General features: G+C 66.3%; 18 protein-coding genes and 1 tRNA gene. 4 read left to right on the top strand and 15 right to left on the bottom strand.

All coding sequences use genetic code 11. The features are described from left to right. Positions 1-42: 42 nt before the first annotated feature. Positions 43-546: an NUDIX hydrolase gene (locus tag ABD817_RS23625; protein WP_344920276.1), complete on the top strand. Its 504-nt coding sequence runs from the start codon at positions 43-45 to the stop codon at positions 544-546. A gap of 17 nt (positions 547-563) precedes the next feature. On the opposite strand, the gene ABD817_RS23620 is transcribed toward ABD817_RS23625, so the two are convergent. Genes ABD817_RS23620 through queC form a run of 15 tightly spaced genes read right to left on the bottom strand, consistent with a single transcriptional unit; the run spans position 564 to position 11323 of the window. Beyond that, a complete protein-coding gene (locus tag ABD817_RS23620) occupies positions 564-1382 on the bottom strand; it encodes a methyltransferase (RefSeq protein ID WP_344920275.1) in 819 nt (272 codons plus the stop codon). Next, a complete protein-coding gene (locus ABD817_RS23615) occupies positions 1379-2059 on the bottom strand; it encodes a thymidylate kinase (RefSeq protein ID WP_344920274.1) in 681 nt (226 codons plus the stop codon). The genes ABD817_RS23620 and ABD817_RS23615 overlap by 4 nt, the downstream gene beginning before the upstream one ends. 22 nt (positions 2060-2081) lie before the next feature. Then, positions 2082-2744 carry a 3'-5' exonuclease gene (locus tag ABD817_RS23610; RefSeq protein ID WP_344920273.1) on the bottom strand — a complete coding sequence of 221 codons (663 nt, stop codon included), beginning with the start codon at positions 2742-2744 and terminating at the stop codon, positions 2082-2084. Next, a complete protein-coding gene (locus ABD817_RS23605; RefSeq protein WP_344920272.1) occupies positions 2735-3823 on the bottom strand; it encodes a DegT/DnrJ/EryC1/StrS family aminotransferase in 1089 nt (362 codons plus the stop codon). Before ABD817_RS23605 ends, ABD817_RS23610 begins: the two co-directional genes overlap by 10 nt. Next, entirely contained in the window at positions 3820-4857 is a 1038-nt protein-coding gene (locus tag ABD817_RS23600) for a radical SAM protein (protein WP_344920271.1), read from the bottom strand. Before ABD817_RS23600 ends, ABD817_RS23605 begins: the two co-directional genes overlap by 4 nt. Continuing rightward, positions 4854-5525 (bottom strand): thymidylate kinase, encoded by a 672-nt coding sequence (locus tag ABD817_RS23595; protein WP_344920270.1) that lies wholly within the window; start codon positions 5523-5525, stop codon positions 4854-4856. Before ABD817_RS23595 ends, ABD817_RS23600 begins: the two co-directional genes overlap by 4 nt. Beyond that, complete coding sequence (gene folE, locus ABD817_RS23590; protein ID WP_344920269.1) at positions 5522-6079, bottom strand: GTP cyclohydrolase I; 558 nt, start codon at positions 6077-6079, stop codon at positions 5522-5524. The genes ABD817_RS23595 and folE overlap by 4 nt, the downstream gene beginning before the upstream one ends. Before the next feature lie 2 nt (positions 6080-6081). Beyond that, positions 6082-6774, bottom strand: a complete 693-nt coding sequence (locus ABD817_RS23585) for a WbqC family protein (RefSeq protein WP_344920268.1) — start codon at positions 6772-6774, stop codon at positions 6082-6084. Further along, complete coding sequence (locus ABD817_RS23580; protein WP_344920482.1) at positions 6774-7448, bottom strand: PIG-L deacetylase family protein; 675 nt, start codon at positions 7446-7448, stop codon at positions 6774-6776. Before ABD817_RS23580 ends, ABD817_RS23585 begins: the two co-directional genes overlap by 1 nt. Positions 7449-7450: 2 nt before the next feature. After that, a complete protein-coding gene (locus tag ABD817_RS23575) occupies positions 7451-8578 on the bottom strand; it encodes a glycosyltransferase family 4 protein (protein WP_344920267.1) in 1128 nt (375 codons plus the stop codon). Next, a complete protein-coding gene (locus tag ABD817_RS23570) occupies positions 8575-9120 on the bottom strand; it encodes a phosphoribosyltransferase (RefSeq protein ID WP_344920266.1) in 546 nt (181 codons plus the stop codon). The genes ABD817_RS23575 and ABD817_RS23570 overlap by 4 nt, the downstream gene beginning before the upstream one ends. A 5-nt stretch (positions 9121-9125) precedes the next feature. Beyond that, entirely contained in the window at positions 9126-9551 is a 426-nt protein-coding gene (locus ABD817_RS23565; protein WP_344920265.1) for a DUF6884 domain-containing protein, read from the bottom strand. After that, positions 9541-10239: a 7-carboxy-7-deazaguanine synthase QueE gene (locus ABD817_RS23560; protein WP_344920264.1), complete on the bottom strand. Its 699-nt coding sequence runs from the start codon at positions 10237-10239 to the stop codon at positions 9541-9543. The genes ABD817_RS23565 and ABD817_RS23560 overlap by 11 nt, the downstream gene beginning before the upstream one ends. After that, positions 10236-10616: a 6-carboxytetrahydropterin synthase QueD gene (gene queD / locus ABD817_RS23555; protein ID WP_344920263.1), complete on the bottom strand. Its 381-nt coding sequence runs from the start codon at positions 10614-10616 to the stop codon at positions 10236-10238. Before queD ends, ABD817_RS23560 begins: the two co-directional genes overlap by 4 nt. Before the next feature lie 2 nt (positions 10617-10618). Further along, on the bottom strand, positions 10619-11323 hold the full coding sequence (gene queC, locus ABD817_RS23550; RefSeq protein ID WP_344920262.1) for a 7-cyano-7-deazaguanine synthase QueC: 705 nt from the start codon (positions 11321-11323) through the stop codon (positions 10619-10621). 328 nt (positions 11324-11651) lie between these two features. Here queC and ABD817_RS23545 point away from each other — a divergent pair, with 328 nt between their 5' ends. The 3 genes from ABD817_RS23545 (at position 11652) to ABD817_RS23535 (ending at position 15156) form a co-directional block, all read left to right on the top strand. Next, positions 11652-13079, top strand: coding sequence for an NsdA family TPR-like regulatory protein (locus tag ABD817_RS23545; protein ID WP_344920261.1), 1428 nt, complete (start codon positions 11652-11654; stop codon positions 13077-13079). Next, positions 13065-13126 (top strand) — tRNA-Ser (locus ABD817_RS23540). Before ABD817_RS23545 ends, ABD817_RS23540 begins: the two co-directional genes overlap by 15 nt. 485 nt (positions 13127-13611) lie before the next feature. Further along, positions 13612-15156: an ApeA N-terminal domain 1-containing protein gene (locus ABD817_RS23535; protein ID WP_344920260.1), complete on the top strand. Its 1545-nt coding sequence runs from the start codon at positions 13612-13614 to the stop codon at positions 15154-15156. Positions 15157-15164 lie beyond the last annotated feature (8 nt).

The following is a 15164-nucleotide window of genomic DNA, read 5'->3' as shown; positions in this document are numbered from 1 at the left end:
CCCCGTAGGTCCAACAGCCAGCCGTGAGAGTGATCGTCAGAGATGTCCGTGAAAGAGGCCACCGCCAGCGTGTTCGTCTTCCACCGCTTCGCCGGAGGCTGGAAGATCGGCTTGATCTGGCATCCCCGCCTGGAGTCGTGGATGCTCCCGGGCGGGCACGTCGAGCCCAACGAGAATCCCGCCGAGGCCGCAGTCCGGGAGGTCACCGAGGAGACCGGCCTGGTCGTCACACTCGTGCAAGGACCTTCGGTCCCGCTGCCGGCCGCGTTTCCCCATCCGGCCATCCCCGCCCCCTGGTGGGTGGTCGAGCTCAACGTGGCGGCCGACCGGCACACCACCGCGCCACACGTCCACGTCGACCATCTGTATGTCGGCACAGCGCCATCAGCCGAACCGCGATCAGAATCGGTGCATCCGTTCACCTGGTTCGATGCCGACGAAGTGGCCATCGTGGAGCATATGGCGGAGGACTCTCGGATACAGGTCAAGGAGTTGTTCGAGGTGATCGACGAGATCAGCGACGTACCCTCGCCCCGCAGTGGGTGACGTATCGCCCTCCCGACTCAGCGCAGCCAGCCCATCACCGGGGAGGCGGGATCCCGGGATGCCGGTAACAGGCCATGGCGCTCGAAGATCCTGGCCACCTCGTCGGGGTCCAGCGATCGGTGGAATCCCTTGCGAGTGACGCCACGGCGTACGGCCAGGTCTTCGCAAACGACGACCCGGACGCCCGCCAGCAAGTGGCTGAGAGCCACTTCGATATCAGGCAGATGATCGAGGGTGTCGATGATCCAGAGCGCGTCGGGGCAGGGCATGCCATACGTCTGGGCGGGTTCGACCACCGGAATCCCGTCCTGGCCACGGCGGCGGAGCCTCCACCGCAGGAAGTCCGTCGAGGGCGAGTCGTAGTCGCATGCGGTCACGTCGAACCCGGCGTCGAGGAGCGGCAGGGTGTCATTTCCGACGCCACATCCGAAATCCACGACCGTCCGCGCTCTGGCGACATCGAGGAGCGGGATTCCGGCTGCCGCGTAGTCGGGACGGTTGCCGCTGGCCTGCCAGATGACCAGGTTGTAGAGGTACGCGGCGCTCTGCCGGAAGAACTGCGCAAGGCCCTCTGCATCCGGAGGGCCTTGCTCCCGCCAGTCCTCGGCCAGGGTCGCGGATGAGTCGAGGTAGGGGACGAAGTCCTCACCGAGGAAGGTTCGCAACTCGGTGTAAGCGGTGCTGGATGAGGCCGCCTCCCAGCGGTAGCGGTTCCAGCGATCCCGGCATGATGAGCATTCGGCAAGGTGCTCCCGGATCCCATCCTTGTCCGCGAGATTTCCGCAAAGGTAGCGGGGAAGCATGTCGCGGACGTGCGAGCAGAGCCGGTGACTCATGGCATCGTCTCCTGCCCGAGGCTCAGCCACGGGGCAAGCAGCGAGATCGCCTCGTCCTCTTCGATATCTCTCCGATCCAGGAGACGCACGCACCCGGGGTCGGATTGGGCCAGATCGAGGAAGAGTCGGGCCGAGAGAGCGTGCAGCCGTTTTTCCTCGGCGCTGAACACTCGACGGTCTCGTGCCTCGGCCCGGGAAAGCGCGCTCTCGACATCGTCGGCGATCAGAATCACCCGGTCTGGCAGAGGCCGCCAGCGTCCGGCGAGGGCAAGGATCTCGCGGGCGTGGCGCCGCGCCGCTCCGAAGTCGTCCGGGTGATGGAGCACCGCCTGATAGACGGCGACGGCATGCACACCACGCCCTTCGATCACGTTCCGGCCCTGGCGAAGCTCGGACAGCGCGGTCTCGTACTTGTGCATCTGCAGGGCCAGCAGGAGCAGCGTCTCAGAGGCCAGGTAACCACCACGGAGAAAGGGATCTCCAGCCGATGCGCTGACCAACTCCCCAATGATGATGCTGCCGAGGTCGGGGCGACCGAGCCGCTCGGAGAAACCGTCAACCTGCTGTGGGGCGTCCGGGCCGAGCTTGGCCAGCGCACGAGCGGTCAGGTAGGTCTTACCGGTACCGCTGATGCCTTCTACAGCGACCAGAGTTCCCCAAATTTGGACATTTCGCATGAGCTCTCCGTTCAACGAGGAGTCAGGGGAAAAGCGGGTCTTGTCGCCCTTTCGCCGTCTCCCTCTCGATGTCGAGCGCTCGCGGGGTGATGCCGGCAACCGCCTGGAGTTGCGCGAGGCTCGTCCACGTCGTCCCTTCCAGCATTTGGGTGAAGACGGCCAGGGTGACGAGGACGTCGGGTAGCGCCCGGTGCCTGTCGACCGGCGGCGTGATCTTCAGATGCCGGACCAGGTCGTCCAGCCGGTGCCGCCGCATGTCGGGGTAGGCGGCACGTGCCAGGCGGACGGTGTCGAGCAGCGGCGTCCGGGCCAGGGCGGGACACGAATCGCGCCGGTCGAAGATGAGCCCGGCCTCGTAAGGCGCGTTATGAGCGACGAGCAGGTACGGCGGTTGCGTGAGTCTCCGTTCCAGGGTGGACATCACCGTGGCGGCGTCGGGTGCCTGGGCGACCATCTCCGCGGTGATACCGGTCTGGGCGGTGTCGAACCGGGTGATCGCCACGTCGCCGGGTGGCCGGATCAGTGAGGTGAACCGGCCGGTTTCCACGAAGGCGCCGTCACGAGGGCGCACCGCGACAGCGGCAATCTCGGTGGGCTCCGGCCGCCGTCCCGAGGGGGTGACGGTCTCGAAGTCGATCACGATGAACGTGACGGCGCTGAACGCTTCCTCGTCGATCAGGCCCACTGGCGTACCTCCCGCGTGATGGTGTCGGCGAGCTGGCGGATCCGCTCGTCGTCATCCTGCTCCTGGATGACGACGGCCAGTGTGCGATCCACCGATTCCCGGGCGCGCGGACATGGCGCCGGTCCGTACGAAACCATCGCGGGAAGCTGGTCTGCGGAGATCAGTCCGAAGGTTCCGACGCTGTTGGGCACTCCGGCGTGCGCCAAGCGCAGGCAGAGCTCGCGGGGGCGCGACAGAGCCAGACGGAAGATCGGCGCGTAGCCGTTCCAGGTCTCGGCGATCGCGGGAAACGGGAAGACGACCCCGGGAAGGCCGTCCAGGAGGGCCGCAAGCAAGGCGGTCTGACGGCGACGGCGTGCCAGGAGCTGGGGGAACAGCCGGAGGTTCGCCTGGGCAAGAGCGGCTGTGAGTTCGGGCATCCGGTAGTTGTGGCCGAAGCGCGTTCCGGCTCGCGAATGCCTGACCTGACCGTGGGTGCGGAACCGGCGTGCCGTATCCGCGAGCTCGGCGTCATTGGTGAGGACGTAACCTCCCTCTCCGGCCCACAGGATCTTGCCGTCCTTCAGAGAGAAGCATCCAGTTCCGTGAGTTCCCGCGAACCGGTCGCCAAAGATGCTTCCCTGAGCTTGGCAGGCGTCTTCGATCAGCGCGAGACCGTGCGTACCGGCGAAGTTCGCCAGCCGTCTCAGATCAAGGCAGCGACCGGCGAGGTGAACAGGCAGGACGGCTCGCGTGCGCGCTGTCAGTTTGCTCGACAAATCGTCGTAGTCGAGCTCGAACCCCGACTCGTCACAGTCCACTGGGATCGGACGTGCCCCGCAGTGGATGACGGCCGCGAGGGTCATCGGGACACAGACGGCGGGAACCAGCACCTCATCACCTGGCCCTGTCCCCGCCGCGACAAGGGCGGTATGTAGGGCGGCGGTTCCGGAGGAGACCGCGACGGCGTGAGCCGTTCCAAATGCCGTTGCCAGCTCCTTCTCCAATTCGGCGACTAAAGGGCCTCCTGCCGCCGACGGCATGCGTTCGACGGTGGCGAGCAGTGTCTCGGCGAGTGTGCTCGTACGGCCCACGATCATCGGGGACCTTCCGAGGTATCGGAGATCGCCACCGCGTCCATCAGTGGCCACATGTTCACGCAGTCGCGGGAGAACAGTCCGCAGGCCGCTCCACAACCGGCCACGGCGGGGAACAGTTCCGCGGCGTTCCGTCCTTTGATGGTGCGGCGCCGTCCTTGCGGCGTCTCGGCGATCTTCAGTGACGAGGGACAGTCCCAGACCGATCCGTCCGGCTGCACGAAGCGTAAGCGGTGACCACCGAAGCAGTCGGCGACCGTTCCGGTCTCATGGAGGATGGTGGAGACCACCTGACCCGGGAAGGTGCTCCGCGGAAGGGACAGGGAGAAGCCGCTCTCGTAGAGTTCGGCGAAGGCTTCACGTAACGGGACGACGTCCTCGGGCCGCAGGGACAGCTCGTCGTGGAACCTGTGCGTCCGCTCCAGAGCCACCGGCTGCGGCACATAGTAGTCACACCCCAGATTGGCGGCGAGCTTGGCGACCTCGACGACCTGCGGGATGTTCAGCCTAGTGACGACGGAGTAGAGACCGATTCGGGGATGGACACGCTCGGCTCGTCTCTCGACCAGTGCGCGGATCCCGGTGATGACCTGGTCCCAGCCATCCATACCGTTGCGGGAAGGGCGCCACCGGTCGTTGTAGCCGGGGTCTGCCGAGTCCAGTGACACGGAGACAGCTTCCACGCCGTACGACAGCAACCCGTCCACAACGTCAGGCCGGTTGAGCGGGATGCCGTTGGTGCAGACGACCACCTCGATCTCCGCCGCCTTCAGCACGGCGATCAGGTCGATGAGCGGTGGCCAGATGAGCGGCTCCCCTCCCGCTAGGAACACCCGGCCCACGGCCGAGTCGCCGAGCGTGCGGGCGAACGCGAATACCTCTTTCACGCTCAGATCGGCACGCGACAGATGTGAGAGCTGCCCGGCCTGTGCCGGCGCCTTTACCCGATGCTCCTCGATCGTGCCGAAGTAGCAGTACGGGCATCCCAGATTGCAGGGGGACCGCAGCGACCACAGCAGCGTGATGTGCCGCTTCATCTTTCCTCCCGTGAAGCGAGCGCCCGGCAGACGGCGGCCAGGGCCTCGACGGTCTGCTCCTCGTTCAGCTCGCGCCGGTCGATGATCGTGTAACGGTGCGGCTGCCGCCGGGCCAGCCACAGGTAGAGGTCATGGGCACGTGCCATCAGCCGGCGCTGATCGGGCGTCGCGGAGACTCCGGTCCGTTCCTCCCAGCGGACCAGGCACAGATCGGGGTCGTCGAGCAGGAGGACGGACAGATCAGGTGCGGGACACCAGGCGGCGGCTGTATCCAGAAGCGCGAGGACGACCTCAGACTCATGATCGGCGTCCTCGGTCAGAATCACCGCCTGATAGACGGCCACGGTGTCCGTTCCCCGGTCTTCGAGAACGACCGTGGGCTTCCCCGCGAACGCTCCGGCGACGTGCTCGTAGCGCCGGACCGCGAGCCCGAGCAAGGTGAAGGTCTCCGCGAGCGGAAACCCCGTCCTGAGGAATGGATCACCGCCTGCCTGAAGCGCGGCCACGAGCCTGCCGGACAGCCGATCCGCCCCGACGTCGGGCAGCTCCGCGAGAGGCGTGACCGTGTCTTCGAGCCGTACCGCGACCTGGTCGATCAGGTAGGACTTGCCCACGCCGTTCGGGCCCTCGACACTGACCCGGCTGTGTCGGATTCGAGGCGCCGTCACGACTTTCCCTCCGAGGTTCCGGAGAGCATTCGTGCGGCCAGGTGCGGGTCGTGCGGGAACCGGCCGTGCCAGGACTGGGTCACGGTACGTGCCCCCGCCGACCGAACGCCCCGCATGCTCATACACAGGTGATGGCCGACGCCGGTCACGGCGACGTCGGCGCTGCCCGTCACCTTCATCACCTCTGCGGCGATCCGCTCGACGATCCGTTCCTGCACCTGGAGGCGACGGGCGGCCATCTCGGTGATGCGGACGAGCTTCGACAGACCCAGCACGGAGCTCGCCGGAACGTAGCCGATGGTCACTCCCAGGTCGATGGGGAGCAGGTGGTGCTCGCACATCGACCAGGATCGGATCCCGCTGACGAGCACCAGGTGATCGCCGGTGATCTCCTGGGCGAAAGCGGTGTCGGTACGGCCGGCGTCGTAGCCGAGGAAGTCCCGCCAGAAACCGGCCGCGCGCCGAGGCGTGTCGCGCAGCCCCTCCCGGTCCGGATCCTCTCCGAAAGCGACGAGAAGCTCCCGGTAGAGCTGCTCGACACGAGTGATGTCCATGGTCATGACGTCACCAGCGGGTGAATCCGTCCCCGGTTCTCCAGGAGGGCGCGGGCGTCCGGGCCGTGGCGCATGAGCAGGTCGAGGGCGGAGAGAGGCTGTTCGCCGGTCGTCTCGTAGGTGGCCACCTGAACGGCGATCCCGGCGTCGGCCAACACGGTGGGTTCCAGGTAGCGGGCCGCACCGGTGCCGACGCGCAAGACGGTCTTTCCCGTGCGGCGGGCAAGGTCGGCGAGCATCCGCGTTCCCGTTCCCTCAGGTGCGAGATCCGACGAACGGACACACCGGATTCGCAGCCCGAAAGCCTCAAAAAGGAACCGCAGAAGCGCCTGGTTGACGTCGACCAGGCGCTCCCATCCTGCGGCGTAAATGGCCCGCAGCCCTTCGCCGTACCGGGGCCAGAAAGCGGCCTTGCGGTAGCACTGGTCGATGGAGCGCCAGTGCCTCTCCGCCCATACCGTGTCAGCGAGCCGCACCTCGCGGATGGACTGTCCGAATCGTCTGCGGACCGGAACGGTCAGCCGGAGCCGGTCACCGCGAACACCCCGGATGAAGTTGCGGTGCTGCCAGCCGCGTTCGGAGAACTGGACGTGGTCCAGCAGCACGAGGGTCTCGGTGCCGACAAGCCGGGAAAGGTAGCCGGGCCAGGGCAGGTAGGCGGGCTGGTGAGCGACAAGAACGCGTGTGCCGTTCATCAGAACGCCATCCGGTAGGCCACGAAGCTCTCCGCGAGCTCGCTCCCGATCGCGGCGCCACCCGCCGTGTCAATGGCGCGAACACGCTCGATGCTCCGGGGGTGGGAAGGGTCGCGCATCTGCGAGATGTAGCACCCGAGTGCCTTCTCCTTGCTCGCCCACACGGAGGTGGTGTCAACATGGACGTTGAGCGTGCTCCGGCCCGAGCCCCATGTGCGGTCCTCGGGTCCGGCGTACCCCAGCACGATGCGCGGCTTCGGACGCGCGTTCCCCACCGGGCGCGCGGCGGCGATGGCGGCCTGGTGAACGGCACGGTGGTCCTGGTGAAAGGAGCCGTGCACAGGAATCAGGAGCGCTGCGGGACTCAGCGCCCGCAACGACATCTCTGCGCCGAACTCGATGAGTTCGACCAGGTCGCGAGCGCGACCGGCGGGATCGCGCCCGCTCACCCCCGGCCAGGCGATCGCCCTTCCGGTGACGCCGAGCGCGTCGCAGGCTGCGCCGAATTCCGCCAGCCGCTCCCCCTCCCCGGTGACACCACATCCGATCGCCAGGACGTGGACCTGAAGACCGTATTCGACGAACCGGGCGATGGTGCCGCCCGCGCCGAGGGTCTCGTCATCGGCATGAGGTGCGATCACCAACACCTGTTCACCAGCGGAAAGCGCCATCATGCTCACCGAATACTCCTCTGGTTCGATTCCGCTCCGATGGCGGCCAGCAGGGTGGTGACGACTTCAGCAGGATGGTTCCGGCTGACCTGTCCTGGAGCCGCGAGGGAGGCGGCGTGGTAGGCAGCGGGCTCGTCAAGGAGGTCGCCGAGTTCACGCCAGAGAGCACCGAACCCTTCTTCCAGCGGGATCAACGCCCCTGCCCGTCCGGTGAGGTAGGGCAGGTTGCCCAGATCGAACCCGCACACCGGAGTCCCCACGCTCAACGCCTCGGCAGCCGCGTTGCAGAACGTCTCCGGTTCGTAGCTGGAGACGACCGTGGCACTCGCTCCGGCGAAGAAATCGGGTACCTGTTCCCAGCCCAGAGCAGGCAGCATACGCACGACATCCGGCCTCTTCTCCGCCGCCGTACGGCAGGCGGCGAGGACCTCATCCTGCATGCCGTCCCAGTATTCGAACCCGGCGAAGGCCAGCACCAGCTCGACCGGCCTGGTCCACGTCGGCGGGATGGCGCTCAGCAGTTCCGCCAGCCCCTTGTACGGCTCGGCACGCGAAACAATGCGGACCGGTGCACTCTGGCGGAGATGCTCTCGCCTTGCGGCGGATACGGGAGTGCCTTCGGAAAGCAGGGCGTTGGGGACGAGCCGCCAGGCACGGGTGTCGAACCCGGCGACATCCCCTTCGGCCAAGAGATAGTCACTGATCGGGCACACCAGGTCGGCACCGGCCAGCGCGTCGTCGAAAAGCCGGTCGTCCCGGATCTTGTGGACCATCAACACCGAGTGGGTTCGTGACGGTACGGCGTTCAGATAACCGAGACCCCAGAGCGCGTCGGCCCAGCAGACCACGTCGGCTCGCTGGTCATCGAGCACCTGCCGTAACTCGTCGACGACGGCGGACGGATCCGCGAGCGCGTCGAGAATGTGTTGCTTCAGGACGGGCCGGGGCAGAACGAGGGAGCGGAGCGGAATGACGTCGGGATCAACGGGCGGCTCCCCCGCGTGGGAGGCGGTCAGGATGATCGGCCGATGACCCAGGAGCCGACACCCCTCGGCCAGGGCCGCCACGCTGCGCTCGATCCCGGCCGGTTCGTCACGGGCATAGCTGAGCAGGCAGAACGCGATGACGCTCATGGTTCCTTCCTCGTCTGAAGGCGCTCGGGGAGGGAAAGACGCTCGCTCCGGATATCCGGCGGCGGAGTTTCCCAGGGGAAGACGACCCAGTCGGCGACGTCCCAGATCCAGAGGTCGGGATCTCGGGCAGCGCCCAGATTTCGGCAGAGGACCGCGGTTCTGATCGAACCGGTGACGACGGCACCGAGGGCGCGGGTGACCGCGTCCATCGTGGCTCCCGAACCGCAGATGTCATCGACGAGCAGGATCCTTCGTGGATCACAGTCCGTCCCGAGGTCGATCGGATCCACTACGACACGGCCGGTGTCCGCGAGGCCGACGGTGTCGTCGGTGTTGTGCTGGGCCCGGACGATGCGGGCCGGAACATCGAGGAGAATCCCGAGGCGGTGGGCGAGTCTTACACCGCCTCGTTCGATTCCGACGATGAGCGTCGTTGGCCGGAGTCGTTCGTGACGGCCGATCGCGTGGGCCGCGGCCAGGAACGTCTCGTCGGAGACGATCCATGTCCGCTCACGCTCGAAGACCCTCTGCTGCTCGTCCACCGTTGTCACGGCCACCCCCACGAGTCCAGCACCGTGGCGACCTCAGGCCAGGAGCCCACCGGGTCGGCGATGAGGCGACCGGCGCGGTCGGGCAGGGCCCGGCTATAACCGTGCTCCATCAGGAGCAGCGTCTCCGAGCGCGGTATGTCCGCGAGCACCGCCGTGCACGCGGCCCGCAGCTCGGTTGCCCTCTCCGGGGTCATCCGTACGTCGTACGGCAGGAGCGGGGTGTCGGCGGTGATGAGGCCGTGCAGCGCGGAGAGGATCAGGACGCGGACTCGGTGACGAGGGCTGCTCGCGATCCGCCCGCGCAACTGCGGGAAACAACAGCCCAGATAGAGCTCCAGCGCGGCGACCGGGGTCGCGGTGTCGAGCTTGCGACGGGAGCAGCCGACGATGATCAGCTCGTCCGCGGTGCCGTCAGTGGCCACGAGCCGCCTCCCAGAGGAGTACCTGCAGGCGGAGGGTCAGATGCCATCCGTGGGCGACAACCTCGTCCGCGAGCTTCAGCGCACGGTCCAGTACGACGTCGGCGCGTGCTCCTTCCGGCATCACCCAGACGGGCGACAGACCGTAGCGACGCTCGGCCTCGGCTATTTCGTCGAGGTCGTCGTGGTTTTCGGCGACGAACTTGAACACGGCCTGGCCGCTCGCGGCGAAAGCGATCAGGGCGTCCTGCACCAGACGTCGATCATGTGGCATTCCGGCGTTGCGGAGCTTGGGTGAGACATTGAACTGAACGCCCTTCCGGACCAGCCCCGGGTCGGGAACGACCGTACCGTTCGTTTCGATCTCCACCCGTCGGTCCGCCGCGATCAGCTCGGTGACCAGCGGGATCAGACCGGCCTGCTGAAGCAGGGGCTCTCCTCCGGTGATGACGACCAGGCGAGGCGACAGGCCGAGCGCCCAGGCCGTCAGAGCAGAAACCGTCATGGTCCGGGCCTCGGCGCGCGGGTCGTAGCGGCTCCAGTCCCAGGTGTAGGGGGTGTCGCAGAAGGAACACCTGAGATTGCAGCGGGAGAGACGGATGAAGACGGCCTGCCGGCCACAGCTCGGCCCCTCACCCTGCAGGGTCGGCCCGAAGGTCTCGGCGACCAGAAGAGATGCCTCGCTCGTCACGGCTCCACCCGATATTCGGCCGAACTCGTCTCGGTCTCCGAGACCGTGACCGCCAGCAGCCGTCCGGGCAGACCGGCCTGAAGGTTGTCGAGGAACCATTCGGCCAGATGCCGGGCGAGGTTCTCCGAGGTGGGTTCGATGTCGAGGACGTCGTTCAGCAGCCGGTGGTCGAGCGCGGTGTCCAGATATTTCTGGACCGGGGCCAGGTCGGCGAAGTCAGTGACGAAGCCGGGGCTGATCAGCCTGTCAGCGGTGAGTTTTACGTCCACCCGGTACGAGTGCCCGTGCAATCGGCCACATGGATGCCCTTCGGGCAGCCCGTCCAGGCGATGGGCCGCCTCGAACCGGAACCGCTTGGTGATCTCGAACGACCCCATGGTCACCGTCCCTTGGAGGTCGACGATGCGATCGCGCCGTAGGCCGTCGGATCGGGCACACTCGCCAGCTCGAACGCCTCGCGCCGCTCGATGCAGGTGCCGCAGGAACCGCAATGCCTCTCACCGCCTCGGTAACAGGACCAGGTCATCGCGAAAGGCACACCGAGCGACGCGCCTCGGGCAACGATCTGCCGCTTCGTCCATGTCACGAACGGAGCGATCACCCTGATCGGCGATTCCGTGTCCTCGGTGGCCGTCCGCGCGAGCCGGTCGGCCAGGTCGACAAAGGCGGGCCGACAGTCCGGGTAGATCGCGTGATCTCCGGCATGCACGCCAAGGGCGACGCACTCGCAGCCGCTCGCCGAGGCGATGCCGACCGCGACCGCCGTCATGATGGCGTTCCTGTTGGGAACGATGGTCGACCTCATGCTGAGGTCCGTGTAGTGACCATCGGGAACGGCGACCTCAGGATCGGTCAGGGCCGACCCGGACAGCAGGCGTCCGACGGATACGAGGTCGACCACCTCGTGAGGGATGTTGATCTCGTCGGCGATCCGGGCGGCGGCACGCAACTCCACCCGGTGGCGCTGACCGTAGTCGAAGGAGACCAGCCGGAGCCGGTGTCCTTGATCGAGCAGATGATAGGCCAGCGCCGTGCTGTCCAGACCACCTGAGGCTATGACGAGAATGTCGTCGCCACTTTCCATGGCGCTCCTCCCAGATCACCGCAGTGTGCGGCCGGGGCCGTGACGGCGGTCGCCGTACGGTCAGGGTGGGCGGGTTGATGTCCGCCCAATCGCGCGTCTTCAGGAGAACGCGGGGCGCCGGAGCGGAGGAAGCGGGCGCGGGACAGCGTTCCGGAAGCGTTTAGCCAGCGGGCCGTCCGGGGGACCGGGCAGCGCGCGGGCGGCGGACGCCCCGGCGAAAGCGCGGCGCGGCTGACGGATCGCCGCCCACGATCTATCGTCCGATCTATCGCCTCTGCCGCCTCTGTCGTCGGAGAGGGCGGCGCGGTACGAGAGCCGAGGAGGAGTGATGGCCACCGAGCGGAGTACCAACGGGCCGAACGAGCGGTTGCGGCACTGGTTCGAGCTTTCGGGATACAGCAAGCACGCTCTGGCCCAGGAGGTCACTCGCCGCGCGCACGCCGACGGGCACAACCATGTCGCTCCCGACGGGAGCCGTGTGCGGCGCTGGCTGGTCGACGGCGAGCAACCCAGGGAACCGGTACCGACCATCCTGGCGCGGGTCCTTTCCGAACGGACGGGCGCCCGCCTCTCCCCCGGCGACCTGGGAATGGCGAACCCTCTCGACGATGAGGCGGGAGACCGGATTCCACATGGCCCGGCCGCCACCGTCGAGGCCATCCGCCGCCTGTCCCGCACGGACATGCTGCGAGACGCGACCTCGGCTCCCGAGGTCGTCGCCTACGACATCTCTCCGGAGGAACTACTCACCCATCTCCAACCCTGGGTTCACAACAGCCCCTCCTCGCTGCACAGCGCGTCTCCTGATTCCGGTGGAGCCCTGGGACTGGCCGATGTGAACCGCGTCCAGGCGGTGACCGAGGTTTTCCGGCAGCTGGACAACGCCCACGGCGGAGGCATGTCGCGCGGCGCCGTCATCGGGCAACTCTCCTGGGCCAACGGTTTGCTGGCCAACGGGACATACAGCGAGCAGGTCAGTCGTGCGCTTTTCTCAACCGTCGCCGACCTGAGCGGCATGGCCGGCTGGATGTCACACGACGCGGGCGCCTGCGAGGACGCCATTCGCTACCTGGTCCTGGCCGTCCAGGCCGCGAAGGAGTCGGGCGACCGCAACCTGGCGGCTCACCTGCTTCAGTGCCTCGCCCGGGTCTACGGCTACATTGGCCAGCCCGAGGCCGCCCTGGAATTCGTGACGCTCGCCCTGTACGGCTCCCGCGAGACGGCGACTCCCCGGATCAGAGCCGGACTGTACGCACTGGAAGGCCGCTTCAACGCCATGCTCCGGCGCGACAGGGAAACCCTCCGGTCCATCGGCCACACCCACGACGCCTTCTCCAGCGCAGGGAACATCGGCGAGGAACCTGGATTCGTCTCCTACCTGGACACCTCCGAGCTGGCGAGCACCCTGGGCGAGGTTCACCTGTTCCTCGCCCGCGCCCTGGAACACCCACAGCACGTTGTTCCGGCAATCGGGCTACTGGAGTCCGCCGTAGCGCTACGTCCACCGGAACGAGTCCGCAGCCGGGCTTTCGACGCGATCGGCCTGTGCCGGGTGCACCTCGCGATCGGCGAACCGGAAACCGCGGCCGCGACGGCGACCAGCGCGCTTGAGCTGACCTCCACCCTGATGTCGGTCCGGGTCACCAACCGGCTGCGTGACGTCATGCGCGAGAGCGAGCCGTACGAGAAGACTCCGGCGATAGCGTCGTTGCGCGAGCGCATCTCGGACAGGCTACGACCTGCGGCGGGCAGATAATCGGACTTCTAATCCGACGGTCGCAGGTTCGAATCCTGCAGGGTGCACGTCTCGCGAGCAGCGTAAGAGGGCCCCTGACCAGCGGTAACGCCGGTCAGGGGCCCTCTTGGTGTGTGTGGTGGTGTGCGGCTGTCGGCGAACGTCTGCGGCTGGCTGTGCCAAATACGTGCCCAGATTCCGTGTCGGATCCGGATCACTTATCCGTCCTCAGAGCGTCGAAGATCCCAGCGCTTGGTACATGTGAAGCCGTCGGCCCCGTCTGGGGGCATCATCCGCGTCCAAGCAAGGGCTGTGGCTCTCAGTGGAGTGCTACACGACCGCGATGACCCCAATAGCGATGCCTTACGCCGCTCGGTTGCCGGACGTATAGCCAGGAGGCGGTCTTGCCGCCGACAGCTTGGGCCATAGTTCAGACCCTCCCTGATCCTGACCCACTCTCGGCCGAGACACGCCAGACGGTTACTCCGATTGCTCTTTGTAGGAGTAGAGAAATGGGATGTCCTAGCGACCATGCGACAGTACCGTGACATACGTGGCTCAAGACGAGAAAACCCGGCGTTCCGGCCGTTTCTGGCTGCCCGATGCTCCCGAGAAGACCGTGGGCGGCTGGCTCGATCTTTCGAGTCGTTGGCCCTTGCTCATACTCGCGGACCCCCTCACGCCGTCCATGCGAGAAGTGTCCCGATCCATCTCCGCGGACGGCACTCCGTTCTCGACGATGGTTCCGACTGACGACGGTCAGGCAAGCGACAGCCTCGTCATCCACGGGATGATCCGCAATCCCTCCGGGAGGGTCACTCTCGTCGGTGCCGTCACCGCCGGGCGTTCAGAAATCATTGGTGGTGTGGTCCGTGACCCAGGCGAGCAGCGGTTTCGAGCCGAGTACGTTCTCGTAGGACCACACCAAGTGGGCGCTGACGCTACCTTCACCATGGCACGGATTCGAGTAAAACACCTCGACTCGTGGGCGAACCTGCCGGGCATCGCGATGGAGCTCGCGGAGGACTGGAGCCAGATCACCGCTCGCTACGAAAAACACGAACAAGCATCCGCCGTAATGGCAGGCGGTAGGGAACTTGTCCTTGACGAGGTGGTCAACCTCCAGGAACCGACAGTCCTTGGAGCTGGGTTCAAGCGCTCGGTCGAGTTGCGACTTAACGAACCTGCTGGACTCACCGTGGACGAGTGGTGGCGGCGATTTGTCACACCGATGACCGAACTTCTCACTATGGCAATTGGGGTCCCTTGCCCGCCTGTCGACCTGAAGCTCTTCCGGGACGAGAACAAGGAATGGGTGGATGTTCAGCATCCACAGCTTCGGGAGGACAGCGGCGATCTGCTTCACGCGTACCAGGTCTTTCTCGCTCGTGATCGACTCACGCTTGATCACCTAGCGAGATGGCTGGAGGTCGCGGCGGACCTATCCCCGATTCCGGCCCTCGTGACGGAGACGATCAGCGCTCACGAGCGTCCTCTGCCGAGCCAGCTCCTTGAGATGACCATCGCCGCAGAAGGGCTGCATCGTCGACTCCAGCCGAAGGCTCAAGTAATGACCCGCGGCCAAAAGGACAGGGCCAGGAAACAAGCGAAGGAGGCGGTTTCCGAAGAGCTGAAGGAGCGCGTCAGCGAGGCGCTCATGCACATCGATGCGCCCTCCTACATCGAGAGGCTGCGCTACCTCACGAATCTCACTCGCGAAGCGATCCCCCAAGCGGCTGGGCTAATGGTCGCAAGCCAGGAAGAACAGAAGCTTGACACCACAAAAGGTTGGGAGGATCGCATCAAGGCCGTCCGCAACGGCTTCGCTCACCAGGCTCCACGTCGGGACGACGCGCCTGATGACAAGGAATGGCAGGAGCAGGTGATCCTCTTGAGAACGCTCTACTGGGTCCTCGCCGCCGCTTTGCTACTGCAGACCGGAGTGGAGCCTGCAAAACTCAGGGAGCGAATCGAGAACTATGAGCCCTATCGTGCCCTGCTTAGACAGGCTCGCCAGTGGCTTCCCGCAATCTACGTGGTCCAACCCACATGCCCGCCGACTGAGCATCTTGCGGCGAGCAGCACACTTGAGGACTGATCTGCAAA

Source organism: Streptosporangium oxazolinicum, assembly GCF_039537505.1.
GTDB lineage: Bacteria > Actinomycetota > Actinomycetes > Streptosporangiales > Streptosporangiaceae > Streptosporangium > Streptosporangium oxazolinicum.
The sequence above is the reverse complement of the archived record's forward strand: the minus strand, read 5'-3'. Positions and strand labels throughout refer to the sequence as shown.

Bases quoted from the DNA above. Each gene is read 5' to 3' on its own strand.
- ABD817_RS23625 (WP_344920276.1), top strand. From the start codon at position 43: ATGTCCGTGAAAGAGGCCACCGCCAGCGTGTTCGTCTTCCACCGCTTC.
- ABD817_RS23620 (WP_344920275.1), bottom strand. From the start codon at position 1,382: ATGAGTCACCGGCTCTGCTCGCACGTCCGCGACATGCTTCCCCGCTAC.
- ABD817_RS23615 (WP_344920274.1), bottom strand. From the start codon at position 2,059: ATGCGAAATGTCCAAATTTGGGGAACTCTGGTCGCTGTAGAAGGCATC.
- ABD817_RS23605 (WP_344920272.1), bottom strand. From the start codon at position 3,823: ATGATCGTGGGCCGTACGAGCACACTCGCCGAGACACTGCTCGCCACC.
- ABD817_RS23600 (WP_344920271.1), bottom strand. From the start codon at position 4,857: ATGAAGCGGCACATCACGCTGCTGTGGTCGCTGCGGTCCCCCTGCAAT.
- folE (WP_344920269.1), bottom strand. From the start codon at position 6,079: ATGGACATCACTCGTGTCGAGCAGCTCTACCGGGAGCTTCTCGTCGCT.
- ABD817_RS23585 (WP_344920268.1), bottom strand. From the start codon at position 6,774: ATGAACGGCACACGCGTTCTTGTCGCTCACCAGCCCGCCTACCTGCCC.
- ABD817_RS23580 (WP_344920482.1), bottom strand. From the start codon at position 7,448: ATGATGGCGCTTTCCGCTGGTGAACAGGTGTTGGTGATCGCACCTCAT.
- ABD817_RS23575 (WP_344920267.1), bottom strand. From the start codon at position 8,578: ATGAGCGTCATCGCGTTCTGCCTGCTCAGCTATGCCCGTGACGAACCG.
- queD (WP_344920263.1), bottom strand. From the start codon at position 10,616: ATGGGGTCGTTCGAGATCACCAAGCGGTTCCGGTTCGAGGCGGCCCAT.
- queC (WP_344920262.1), bottom strand. From the start codon at position 11,323: ATGGAAAGTGGCGACGACATTCTCGTCATAGCCTCAGGTGGTCTGGAC.
- ABD817_RS23545 (WP_344920261.1), top strand. From the start codon at position 11,652: ATGGCCACCGAGCGGAGTACCAACGGGCCGAACGAGCGGTTGCGGCAC.